The organism is Streptomyces sp. SID5464 (genome assembly GCF_009862985.1).
Lineage (GTDB): Bacteria > Actinomycetota > Actinomycetes > Streptomycetales > Streptomycetaceae > Streptomyces > Streptomyces chartreusis_D.
Genome location: NZ_WWIQ01000010.1, coordinates 371,898 through 383,512, shown reverse-complemented (window position 1 = coordinate 383,512; position 11,615 = coordinate 371,898). Strand labels below are relative to the sequence as shown.

Annotated in this window: 9 protein-coding genes and 1 riboswitch; of the genes, 7 read left to right on the top strand and 2 right to left on the bottom strand. The window is 70.6% G+C overall.

What is annotated here, in order from left to right; genetic code table 11:
* Positions 1-49: 49 nt before the first annotated feature.
* A complete protein-coding gene (locus GTY47_RS11775) occupies positions 50-994 on the bottom strand; it encodes a glucosyl-3-phosphoglycerate synthase (protein WP_010035959.1) in 945 nt (314 codons plus the stop codon).
* Between the two features lie 155 nt (positions 995-1,149).
* Positions 1,150-1,305: riboswitch (SAM riboswitch) on the top strand.
* Between the two features lie 18 nt (positions 1,306-1,323).
* Between GTY47_RS11775 and thrC the strand changes: the two genes are divergently transcribed.
* The 6 genes from thrC (at position 1,324) to GTY47_RS11745 (ending at position 8,715) form a co-directional block, all read left to right on the top strand.
* Positions 1,324-2,610 carry a threonine synthase gene (thrC, locus tag GTY47_RS11770; RefSeq protein ID WP_010035957.1) on the top strand — a complete coding sequence of 429 codons (1,287 nt, stop codon included), beginning with the start codon at positions 1,324-1,326 and terminating at the stop codon, positions 2,608-2,610.
* A gap of 128 nt (positions 2,611-2,738) precedes the next feature.
* Positions 2,739-3,014: a ubiquitin-like small modifier protein 1 gene (locus GTY47_RS11765; RefSeq protein ID WP_010035955.1), complete on the top strand. Its 276-nt coding sequence runs from the start codon at positions 2,739-2,741 to the stop codon at positions 3,012-3,014.
* Positions 3,015-3,461: 447 nt separating this feature from the next.
* The gene (locus GTY47_RS11760) at positions 3,462-3,665 is read left to right on the top strand and encodes a cold-shock protein (RefSeq protein WP_010035953.1); all 204 of its coding nucleotides are present in this window, start codon (positions 3,462-3,464) and stop codon (positions 3,663-3,665) included.
* A gap of 468 nt (positions 3,666-4,133) precedes the next feature.
* Positions 4,134-5,756: a chaperonin GroEL gene (gene groL, locus GTY47_RS11755; RefSeq protein ID WP_010035948.1), complete on the top strand. Its 1,623-nt coding sequence runs from the start codon at positions 4,134-4,136 to the stop codon at positions 5,754-5,756.
* Positions 5,757-5,936: 180 nt separating this feature from the next.
* Positions 5,937-7,064: an NADH:flavin oxidoreductase gene (locus GTY47_RS11750; protein ID WP_010035946.1), complete on the top strand. Its 1,128-nt coding sequence runs from the start codon at positions 5,937-5,939 to the stop codon at positions 7,062-7,064.
* Between the two features lie 100 nt (positions 7,065-7,164).
* Positions 7,165-8,715, top strand: a complete 1,551-nt coding sequence (locus GTY47_RS11745; protein ID WP_010035944.1) for a carboxylesterase family protein — start codon at positions 7,165-7,167, stop codon at positions 8,713-8,715.
* Between the two features lie 3 nt (positions 8,716-8,718).
* Here the strand turns inward: GTY47_RS11745 and GTY47_RS11740 are convergent, their stop codons facing one another.
* Positions 8,719-9,291, bottom strand: coding sequence for a hypothetical protein (locus GTY47_RS11740; protein WP_010035942.1), 573 nt, complete (start codon positions 9,289-9,291; stop codon positions 8,719-8,721).
* 216 nt (positions 9,292-9,507) lie between these two features.
* Here GTY47_RS11740 and GTY47_RS11735 point away from each other — a divergent pair, with 216 nt between their 5' ends.
* Complete coding sequence (locus GTY47_RS11735) at positions 9,508-11,592, top strand: hypothetical protein (protein WP_010035940.1); 2,085 nt, start codon at positions 9,508-9,510, stop codon at positions 11,590-11,592.
* Positions 11,593-11,615: the final 23 nt, after the last annotated feature.

The window sequence follows — 11,615 nt, the reverse complement described above, 5'->3', positions numbered from 1 at the left end:
AAACGCTCAAACGTACGGCCCTGCCCCACCCGGCCGAAAACGACCCCGGTCAGGCCGCCCTACGCGCCTGGTACTCGGCGATCTCCACCATCGGCGGACGCTCCTCGGTGTCCACGGAGTACGTCCGCGGCTCGAAGCCGTCGCCGCCCCGCTCGAACTGCGTCAGGGACGGCCGGATCAGATGCCCGCGGGCCAGCCGCAGCTGGGCCGTGCGGTAGATCGCGGCGGCCATCCGGCCCAGCGCCTGCCCGTCCTGGTGCCGGTGCTTGCGCACCCCGACGTCCACCTGGGCGAGGGCGTCCAGGCCCACCAGGTGCAGCGCGTCGACCAGCATCCCGAGCTCGACGCCGTACCCGACGGGGAACGGCAGCTGCTCCAGCAGCGAGCGGCGGGCCGCGTACTCGCCGCCCAGCGGCTGCACGAAGCCGGCCAGCTGCGGCCAGTGCATGTTCAGCAGCGGGCGGGCCATCAGCTCCGTGACCCGGCCGCCCTGCCCGGCCGCACCGCCGAGCGGACGGTCGTACATGCCCTTCACCAGGGCGATGTCGGGGTCGGTGAGCAGCGGGCCCACGATCCCGGAGACGAAGTCGGACGAGAAGTCCCTCAGGTCCGCGTCGACGAAGCAGACGATGTCCCCGCGGGTGACGAGCAGCGACCGCCACAGCACCTCGCCCTTGCCGGGCACGGCCGGGATCCCCGGGAGGATCTCGTCGCGGTGCACCACCGTCGCGCCCGCGGCGGCGGCCACCTCCGACGTACGGTCGGTCGAGCCCGAGTCGACGACGACGAGCTCGTCGACGAGCGGCACCTGCCGCATCAGGTCGTGACGGATGACGGCGGCGATGTCACCGACCGTCTCCTCCTCGTTGAGCGCGGGCAGCACCACACTCACCGTCTGGCCCGAGCGCTGCTTGGCGGCCAGGATCTGGTGGAGCGGGCGATCGGTCGCTGACCAGGAACGGGTGCTCAGCCAGCGCTCGACTTCTTCCAGCACCGTGGCGGCTCCTCTGCGTACTCTCGGCGGGACGGACTGTGACCCATCTCGCGGTTCGGACGACTATCTCAACTGTCCTGGTCGTCGGTTACAGTCTTGAACAACGCGGATGACCATCGCATGTCCGGGGTCAGCCGTCGTTTACAACCACATACAGCTCATCCAGAGGGGCAGAGGGAAACGGCCCGATGAAGCCCCGGCAACCCTCCAGCCGATACTCGTAGGTCACTGTCGACCGCTCCGCGAGGCTCCCGGCTCGGGAAGGTGCCAAATCCGTCTCACGGCGAGATGCGTCGTGAGGAAGATGAGGAGAAAGGGCCTCGCCTCACATGGCTGTGCAGACTGTTGCAAGCACCACTGACTCCACCGTAGACCTCGGCCCCGCCGCCGCCCTGAGCTGCCGCGAGTGCGGCCACCGCGTACCCCTCGGCCCGGTCTTCGCGTGCGAGGAGTGTTTCGGCCCGCTGGAGATCGCCTACGACTTCTCGGCCTACGACACCGAGGAACTCCGCAAGCGGATCGAAGCGGGACCCGCGAACATCTGGCGCTACGCCCCGCTGCTGCCGGTCCCGGCCGACGTGGCGACCAAGCCGAACATCAACCCGGGCTGGACCAAGCTCGTCAAGGCCGACAACCTCGCGCGCGAGCTGGGGGTCGACGCCGGCAAGCTCTTCGTCAAGGACGACTCCGGCAACCCGACGCACTCCTTCAAGGACCGGGTCGTCGCCCAGGCCCTGGAGGCCGCCCGCGCCTTCGGCTTCACCACGCTGTCCTGCTCCTCCACCGGCAACCTCGCCGGCGCCGTGGGTGCCGCGGCGGCCCGCGCCGGCTTCCGCTCCTGCGTGTTCATCCCGCACGACCTGGAGCAGGGCAAGGTCGTCATGGCCGCGGTCTACGGCGGTGAGCTCGTCGGCATCCAGGGCAACTACGACGACGTGAACCGCTTCTGCTCCGAGCTGATCGGCGACCCGGCCGGCGAGGGCTGGGGCTTCGTCAACGTCAACCTGCGGCCGTACTACGCCGAGGGCTCCAAGACCCTGGCGTACGAGATCTGCGAGCAGCTGGGCTGGCAGCTGCCCGACCAGATCGTGGTGCCGATCGCCTCCGGCTCGCAGCTGACGAAGATCGACAAGGGTCTGCAGGAGCTGATCAAGCTCGGGCTGGTCGAGGACAAGCCGTACAAGATCTTCGGCGCGCAGGCCGAGGGCTGCTCGCCGGTGTCGACGGCGTTCAAGGCCGGGCACGACGTCGTACGCCCGCAGAAGCCGGACACGATCGCCAAGTCGCTGGCGATCGGCAACCCGGCGGACGGGCCGTACGTGCTGGACATCGCCCGGCGGACGGGCGGTTTCGTGGAGGACGTGACGGACGAGCAGGTCGTTGACGCGATCAAGCTGCTCGCCCGGACCGAGGGTGTCTTCGCGGAGACCGCGGGTGGGGTGACCGTGGGCGTGACCAGGAAGCTGATCGAGAACGGGGTGCTCGACCCCGCCAAGACCACCGTCGTTCTCAACACCGGGGATGGTCTCAAGACGCTGGATGCGGTGGCCGGGACCGGGCTCACCGCGACCATTCGGCCCAACCTGGAGTCGTTCCGGGAAGCCGGTCTGGTCTGACCATCGTTCGCTGCGGGCCGGTGGGGGCTGGTCGCGCCCACGCGGCGCAGCCGCACATCGACCCGGCCCCGCGCCCCTGGGGGCGCGCCCCCAGCCGTAGCTCAATCGAAACCGGAGGTCACATCCCGATGAGCGTCACCGTTCGCATCCCCACCATCCTGCGTACCTACACCGGCGGCCAGGCCGAGGTCGCCGCCGAGGGGGCGACCCTCGGCGAGGTCATCGCCGACCTGGAGAAGAACCACACCGGGATCGCCGCCCGGGTGCTGGACGACCAGGGCAAGCTGCGCCGGTTCGTCAACGTGTACGTCAACGACGACGACGTGCGGTTCGAGCAGGGTCTGGAGACGGCGACTCCGGACGGCGCCGGTGTGTCGATCATCCCCGCCGTCGCCGGTGGCTGAACCGGTCGACCGGCTTGATTGTTACCTTCGGTAACGGCGGTTACTGAGAGTTCAGCGAATTGCCCCCTCCGTGAGAGAAGCGGAGGGGGCAATTCTGTGTGATTGAGCGCGGTACAGTTGGGGAACACGGCGCCGATCCCCTGATCGGGAGCCCTGAATTCCTGCCGCACGCCCGACAAGATGTAGCCAAAGTGTGTGCGTCTTTCGCGGCTTTTGTTCCTTTTGTGTGGCCCGACTTGCCCTGAATTCAGGCGAATTCTCCCCACATTCCGGACCCTGCGCGTCCAGAATTCTCGTCCGATTGACCTGTTGCAGACGGCAGTTGGACAGATACATTCAGCCGCGGTCGACGCGTTCCGGCGCACGCCCCCAACCGTGGGGGGTGAGGTCTGACCCGGGTCCGCGAAGTGTGGATCTGTGCAAGGGCCAGTAATAGGGGAGTTAGGCATGGCTCAGGGCACCGTCAAGTGGTTCAACGCGGAGAAGGGGTACGGCTTCATCGCGGTCGACGGTGGTGCGGATGTTTTCGTCCACTACAGTGCGATCCAGATGGACGGCTACCGCACCCTGGAAGAGGGCCAGCGGGTCGAGTTCGAGATCTCGCAGGGCCAGAAGGGGCCGCAGGCCGACATGGTTCGCGTCTCTGCCTGAACGCGCACCACGACCAAGCGCAAGCGACCGGTCTTCTCTGAAGGGCCCGCACCCCCCGGGGTGCGGGCCCTTCGGCCTGCTCGGGGGTTGGCGGCCGGCGTGACGGGTGCGCCCGCCGGGCGACCGCCCGCGTCGTCGCTCTCGTCTCGCCGCGACGGGCCGGGGGCCAGGCTTTTCTCTGCTCGCCCGATCCGCCGCGGCGCTGCCCGTGGCCTGCGGGCCGAGCCGGATGCCCGCTGTTCGCCGGGGGCTGAGCACCCGCTCGAACCGTGGGAGTCGCTTGCACTCGCCATGCCCGAGTGCTAATCATTGCGTTAGCACTCTGAAGGTGAGAGTGACAACGTAAGGACCGGGTCGGTGAGGCCCGCAGGCCAGGTGGGGAAGGAACCACGAGGCCGGCGAGCCGTCCGTCGCGGGCGCGGGCGCGGTCCGAAGGAATCACCCCCAGTCCTGGAGGGACCACTTCACATGGCCAAGATCATCGCGTTCGACGAGGAGGCGCGGCGCGGCCTCGAGCGCGGCATGAACCAGCTCGCGGACGCCGTCAAGGTGACCCTCGGCCCCAAGGGCCGCAACGTCGTCCTCGAGAAGAAGTGGGGCGCCCCCACGATCACCAACGACGGTGTCTCCATCGCCAAGGAGATCGAGCTCGAGGACCCGTACGAGAAGATCGGCGCCGAGCTGGTCAAGGAAGTCGCCAAGAAGACGGACGACGTCGCCGGTGACGGTACGACCACCGCGACCGTTCTCGCCCAGGCCCTGGTCAAGGAAGGCCTGCGCAACGTAGCCGCCGGTGCCAACCCGATGGCCCTGAAGCGCGGTATCGAGCGCGCCGTCGAGGCCGTCTCCGCCGCCCTGCTGGAGCAGGCGAAGGACGTCGAGACCAAGGAGCAGATCGCCTCCACGGCCTCCATCTCCGCCGCCGACACCCAGATCGGCGAGCTCATCGCCGAGGCGATGGACAAGGTCGGCAAGGAAGGCGTCATCACCGTCGAGGAGTCCCAGACCTTCGGTCTGGAGCTGGAGCTCACCGAGGGTATGCGCTTCGACAAGGGCTACATCTCGGCGTACTTCGCCACCGACATGGAGCGTATGGAGGCCGTCCTCGACGACCCGTACATCCTGATCGCCAACTCCAAGATCTCCAACGTCAAGGACCTGCTCCCGCTCCTGGAGAAGGTCATGCAGTCGGGCAAGCCGCTGCTGATCATCGCCGAGGACGTCGAGGGCGAGGCCCTGTCGACGCTGGTCGTCAACAAGATCCGCGGCACCTTCAAGTCCGTCGCCGTCAAGGCTCCGGGCTTCGGTGACCGTCGCAAGGCGATGCTCCAGGACATCGGCATCCTCACCGGCGGCGAGGTGATCTCCGAGGAGGTCGGCCTCAAGCTGGAGAACGCCACGCTCGACCTCCTGGGCAAGGCCCGCAAGGTCGTCATCACCAAGGACGAGACCACCATCGTCGACGGTGCCGGCTCCGCCGACCAGGTCCAGGGCCGGGTCAACCAGATCCGCGCCGAGATCGAGAACAGCGACTCGGACTACGACCGCGAGAAGCTGCAGGAGCGCCTGGCGAAGCTCGCCGGCGGTGTCGCGGTCATCAAGGCCGGTGCCGCCACCGAGGTGGAGCTCAAGGAGCGCAAGCACCGCATCGAGGACGCCGTGCGCAACGCCAAGGCGGCCGTCGAGGAGGGCATCGTCGCCGGTGGTGGCGTGGCCCTGCTGCAGGCCTCCCAGGTCTTCGAGAAGCTGGAGCTCGACGGTGACGAGGCGACCGGCGCCAACGCCGTGAAGCTCGCGCTGGAGGCCCCGCTGAAGCAGATCGCCGTCAACGGTGGTCTCGAGGGCGGCGTCGTCGTGGAGAAGGTCCGCAACCTCCAGGTCGGCCACGGTCTGAACGCCGCGACCGGTGAGTACGTCGACATGATCGCCGAGGGGATCATCGACCCGGCGAAGGTGACCCGTTCCGCGCTGCAGAACGCCGCCTCCATCGCCGCGCTGTTCCTCACCACCGAGGCCGTCATCGCCGACAAGCCGGAGAAGGCCGCCGCGCCCGCCGGCGGTGGCATGCCGGGCGGTGACATGGACTTCTGATCGACCTGGTCGATCAACGTCCTTGCCGAGGGCGGCACTCCCTGTTCCGACAGGGGGTGCCGCCCTCGGGCGTGTCCGGGATCACAGCGCGGGCGGGATGGCCCGGGCGGGGCCGGATGGTTGACACGTACGTCCTATGCGTATGCACATACTGTCCGGTATCCGAAGAGGAGCCCCCACGTGACCGTCGCCGCCTCCGCCGCCTCCCGCGCCGCCGAAATCCTGTCCCGGCCCGTATCGCTGGGCGGCCTGACCGTTCCGAACCGGATCGCGATGGCGCCGATGACCCGCATGTTCTCCCCGGGCGGTGTCCCCGGCGACGACGTCATCTCGTACTACTCCCGCCGCGCCGCCGCCGGCGTCGGTCTGATCGTCACCGAGGGGACCTACGTCGGCCACGAGTCGGCCGGGCAGAGCGACCGGGTGCCGCGGTTCCACGGCGAGGAGCAGCTCGCGGGCTGGGCGAAGGTCGCCGAGGCGGTGCACGCCGCGGGCGGCACGATCGTGCCGCAGCTGTGGCACATCGGCATGGTCCGCAACCAGGGCGAGCCGCCGGTCGCGGACGCCCCGGCCGTCGGCCCCTCCGGCCTGCGCATCGGCGCCACCGAGCCCACCGGCAAGGCCATGACCCAGGCCGACATCGACGCCGTCATCGGCGCGTTCGCCGAGGCCGCTGCCGCCGCCGAGCGCATCGGCTTCGACGGCGTGGAGATCCACGGCGCCCACGGCTACCTGCTCGACCAGTTCCTGTGGGAGGGCACCAACCGCCGCACCGACGCCTACGGCGGCGACCCGGTCGCCCGTGCCAAGTTCTCGGCGGAGATCGTCGCGGCCGTCCGCGAGACCGTCTCGGCCGACTTCCCCGTCATCTTCCGCTACTCGCAGTGGAAGCAGGAGGCCTACGACGCCCGCCTCGCGGAGACGCCCGAGGAGCTGGAGGCCATCCTGACCCCGCTCGCCGCGGCCGGTGCGGACGCCTTCCACGCCTCCACCCGCCGCTACTGGGTGCCCGAGTTCGACGACTCCGACCTCAACCTGGCCGGCTGGACCAAGAAGCTCACGGGCAAGCCCGCCATCACCGTCGGCTCGGTCGGCCTGAACGGCGACTTCATCAAGGCCTTCCAGGGCGAGGGCGCCGAAGTGGGCGACCTGGACAACCTCCTGGACCGCTTCGAGCGCGACGAGTTCGACATGGTCGCCGTCGGCCGCGCCCTGCTCCAGGACCCGCAGTGGGCGCAGAAGGTCCTGTCCGGCCGCTTCGACGAGCTGGCGCCCTACGACCCGGCGGCGCTGAAGACGCTCAGCTGACCCCACCGGGTCCGTCCCCGGGCCGCCCTGGATTCACTTGCGTCAGTCAAGGACACTGGCGGAGCGCCTGTTCACCGGCACCCCGTGAGGAGATCCAGAGATGACGACGACCGAGTCCCACCCCCCGACCGGCGCCTCAGCCGGGCAGCCCGCACCGGTGGTGCGCACCACCGCCGGTGCGGTACGCGGCCGCAGGGAGGAGGGCCTCGCCGTCTTCCGCGGCATCCCCTTCGCCGCACCCCCCGTGGGCGAGGCCCGGTTCCTGGCCCCGCGCCCCGCCCACACCTGGGACGGCATACGGGACGCGTACGCCTTCGGCCCGCCGCCCCCGCAGGACCTCGGCAACCTGGGCGGCCCGGGTCTGGTCGACGTGCCCGAGGGCGACGAGTGGCTCACGGTCAACGTCTGGACCCCCGAGCCCGCCCCGGGCGCCCGCCGCCCGGTGATGGTGTGGCTCTACGGCGGCGCCTACAAGCTCGGCCACTCCGGCAGCCCCGGCTACGACGCCCGGCGCATCGCGGCCGACGGCGACCTCGTGGTCGTGTCCCTCAACTACCGCGTCGGCATGGAGGGCTTCGCCCACATCGAGGGGGCGCCCGCCAACCGCGGCCTGCTCGACCAGGTGGCCGCGCTGGAGTGGGTACGGGACAACATCGAGGCGTTCGGCGGCGACCCCGGCCAGGTCACGGTCTTCGGCGAGTCGGCGGGCGCGGGTTGCGTCGCCTCGCTGCTGGCCATGCCGAGGGCGGCGGGCCTGTTCCGGCGGGCGATCGCGCAGAGCGTGCCGGGGACGTTCTTCTCGGACGCGCTGGCCCGTGACATCGGTGCCGCTCTCGCCGCCGAGGTGGGGCTGCGGCCCACGGTCGCCGACCTGGCGACGGTCCCGCCGCGCGAACTGACCTCGGCGGGTGAGTCGTTGAGCGCCAAGATGCCCCAGTACCTCGACCGCTGGGGCCAGGCGGCGCCGACGGTCACGCCCTTCTCGCCGGTCGTCGACGGCGAGGTCCTGCCGACCACGCCCTGGCAGGCGCTGGCGGCCGGTGCGGCGAAGGACGTCGACCTGCTCGTCGGCCACAACCGCGACGAGTACCGCCTCTTCGTCGCCATGGCGGGCCGGCTGGGCCGGATAACAGAGGAGCGGGCGGCAGCGGCCCTCCGCCTCTTCGCCCCCGGGGATGAACAGGCGTACCGCGCCGCCTTCCCGGACGCCTCGCCGAGCGAGCTCTACGAACGCGTCCAGACGGACTGGCTGTTCAACATGCCGTCCCTGCACCTGGCCGAGGCCCAGCGCGCGGGCGGCGGCAGCGCGCACCTCTACGAACTGACCTGGCCGGCCCCCGGCAACGGCGGTGCGCTCGGTGCCTGCCACGGCCTGGACATCCCGCTGCTGTTCGGCACCTACGGGGCGGACCTGGGACTTCTGCTGTTCGCGGGCGCGGAGCCGTCCGCTGAGGCGCTTTCGCTGTCCTCCCGTTTCCGAGCGTCCTGGACGTCCTTCGCGAGGACCGGCGACCCGGGCTGGCCGGCGTACGACGACGAGCGGCGGCTGGTGCAGGTGCTGGATGCGGAGCCGGTGGTCACGGCGTATCCGGAGGAGCGGTCGCGGCGGCTGTGGGAGGGGTACGAGTTCCTGCCCCTGCCACTGCTGTAGGGCCTACAGGTTGCCCATCGGCTCGATGTCGACCCGCACGGGCGTCCCCCACACACGCAGCACCTCGTAGTCGGTGAACTCGTGCACGAGCCGGTACGCCATGGCGGCCCGGGGAGCCTTGCGCTGCGCGGCGATGAACAGCTCGGCCTCGCGGCGGTCCCGGCGCGGGGTGCCGCACAGCTGCCAGGTCTGACCGTTCCACAGCTCCGGCAGCCAGCGCTGCTGGGGCTGGGGGCGGTCACCGCGTACGCCGTAACGGGACTGCACGGGCTCCGTGGGCTGCGGGGGGTGCGGGGCGGGCCCGTTGAACTCGGCCCGGCGGGCGGCCCGGCGCCGCGTCTCGCACAGCAGGCATCCGTCGGGCGCGCCCTCGTCGACCGGGCCGTTCGGGTGCTCGGGGCAGCGCGTGGTGGGCGGGGCGCTGCCGACGCTCTCCTCCAGCAGGTCCAGGGCCCTCCGCAGATCCGCCTTGACCTCGTGCAGCTTGGCGTCCGGGGTGTCGCCGGTGAGGGCCTCCCCGTGCTCCCCGAGGAGTCGGAGGGCACGGCCTAGGGCGGTGAGCTGGGCGTGGTTCATGGATCCATTGTCGTCGGTCGGCAGCGGGCCGCCCGCCGTGGGCGGTGGCCGTTTCAGGGGAACGGGAGTTGAGGGCAAGGTGACGTGAAGGTGACGCGCGGGCGTACAACCATTCGCCCGTTGTCGTCGTCGAACTGGCGTACCGCGCGTACAGCGGCGTACGCCCCACCGCACGCCATCCCGGAAGACACCTCCTTTCCCAGAGGAATCCTGTTCATGACGCTCCGTTGGTTGTGCGGTGTCCTGCGCGTGCGCGGGAAGACCGATCTGCTCCTCGTGCTGCTCTTCGCCGCCGGTTTCGCCGCACTGCCCGTCTTCGCGCTGCGGCCGTCGCTCTGGGGCTTCGCCGTGGCCTCGGCCGTGACGTACGCCGCGGACGAGGTGCTGCACGCGCGGGCGCCCTCCTTCGTGCGGCGGCTGGCCGCGTTGCAGCTGACCCGCACGATGCGGTTCACCGTGCGGACGGTGATGCTGCTCGCCCTGGCCGACCGTATGAACGCCTCGGACGCGGTGCTGGTGACCGCCCTGGCGGTGTTCAGTGCCCACTTCGCGCTGGTGACGCTGTACACGGCGGTGCATCACGCCATCCGGCGGCGGCGCACGCTCCCGGTGGTGGTGCGCAACCTCGACATGAGCGGGGCGGGCATTCCGCAGTCCCCGCCCGCCCTCCTCTACCGGCGGTTCCTGCGCAAGCTGCTGCACCTGGACCTGCCGGCCCACGCGGGACTGCTGGCCGCCCTGGCGGCGGGGGCGTGGCAGCCCGCCGGTGTCGGTTTCGCGCTGACCGCCGGGCTCGCGGTGGCCGCCGTGCTGGCGCTGCTGGCGCAGTTGCGCCGGGCCCGCCGGATGCCGTCGCGGGACGAGGTGATCGCGGAGGTCAACCGGCAACTGTCCGGCTACCGGCCGGAGGTGGCGCTGTACTTCAGCTTCGCGTCCGTGTCGCGGGACTTCATGTACCAGGTCAACATGTGGATCGAGACGCTGGAGCAGCTCGACCGGCGCCCGCTGATCATCCTGCGGGAGCGGGCCTCGTTCCGTTATCTGAGCCGTACGCGGCTGCCCGTGGTGTGCCTGCCGAAGGCCGACGACGTGGCGCAGCTGGAGCTGCCCGAGCTCCGGGTCGTCCTCTACCCCGGCAACGCGGGCAAGAACGTGCACATGCTGCGCGTCGCCGAGGCCAAGCACGTCTTCATCGGGCACGGCGACAGCGACAAGCTCGCCAGCAGCAACCGGGTGAGCAAGGTGTACGACGAGATCTGGGTGGCCGGGCGGGCCGGGCGCGACCGCTACCAGCGGGTGCGGCACGCCATCGACGACCGGGCGATCGTCGAGGTGGGCCGCCCGCAGCTGTCGTCGATCCGGCTGCACGCGGACCACGTTCCCGGGCCGCTGCCGACCGTCCTGTACGCACCGACCTGGGAGGGCTGGAGCGACGACGACTGCCACACGTCCCTGATCCCGATGGGCGTGACGCTGGTCGAGAAGCTGCTCGCGGAGAACGTGCGCGTCATCTACAAGCCGCACCCCCTCACCGGCAAGCGCTCCCGCGCCGCGGCCGAAGCCGACCGTGCCATCAGGGAGTTGCTGCGCGCCGACAACGAGCGGCGGGACAAGGAGCGGGGTGACAGCGACGGCGTGGAGGCCGCCATCACCGCAGCCCGGCCGCGGCTCGCGGAGATCCAGGCCCGCCTCGGGGAGCTGGCGGGACGGCTCGGCGGCGACGACGCCCAGCAGACCCGGGAGGCGCGCGTCCCCGACCCCGGTGGTGAGGCCGAGTGGCACGAGCTGCGTGCCGAGTGGCACCGGATCTTCTGGGAGAGCCGGGGCTCCGTCCGACACCAGGTGATCCTGAAGCAACTGCCCACGCTGTACGAGTGCTTCGACCAGGCCGACATGCTCATCAGCGATGTGTCGTCCGTGGTCGCGGACTTCGTGGCGAGCCTCAAGCCGTACGTCCTGACCAACGCGAACGACCTGCCCGACGGTGAGTTCCGGGCCGCGTACACCACCGCCGGGGGCGCCTACCTCCTCGACCGGGAGTGCGTCCGGCTGCCGGAGATCCTCCGCTCGGTCCGCGCTCCGCTGCACGACCCGATGGCACCCGAGCGCCGCGTCCTCAAGGAGTACGTCCTGGGCCCGGACCGGCCCACCTCGATGGAGCGGTTCAACGCGGCCGTCAACGCCCTGGCCGACAGGGCCGCGGCGGAGCAGGAGGAGCGGCACGCGGAGCAGGACGAGCGGCACGCGGAGCAGGACGAGCGGCATGCGGAGCAGGGGGAGGCGGTCGCCCAGCTGACATGACGCGCCCAGCCGACGTGACGGCC

Excerpts from the sequence above, each read along its gene's own strand:
- groL (WP_010035948.1), top strand. The coding sequence starts at position 4,134 with ATGGCCAAGATCATCGCGTTCGACGAGGAGGCGCGGCGCGGCCTCGAG.
- GTY47_RS11735 (WP_010035940.1), top strand. The coding sequence starts at position 9,508 with ATGACGCTCCGTTGGTTGTGCGGTGTCCTGCGCGTGCGCGGGAAGACC.
- GTY47_RS11740 (WP_010035942.1), bottom strand. The coding sequence starts at position 9,291 with ATGAACCACGCCCAGCTCACCGCCCTAGGCCGTGCCCTCCGACTCCTC.
- thrC (WP_010035957.1), top strand. The coding sequence starts at position 1,324 with ATGGCTGTGCAGACTGTTGCAAGCACCACTGACTCCACCGTAGACCTC.
- GTY47_RS11745 (WP_010035944.1), top strand. The coding sequence starts at position 7,165 with ATGACGACGACCGAGTCCCACCCCCCGACCGGCGCCTCAGCCGGGCAG.
- GTY47_RS11765 (WP_010035955.1), top strand. The coding sequence starts at position 2,739 with ATGAGCGTCACCGTTCGCATCCCCACCATCCTGCGTACCTACACCGGC.
- GTY47_RS11760 (WP_010035953.1), top strand. The coding sequence starts at position 3,462 with ATGGCTCAGGGCACCGTCAAGTGGTTCAACGCGGAGAAGGGGTACGGC.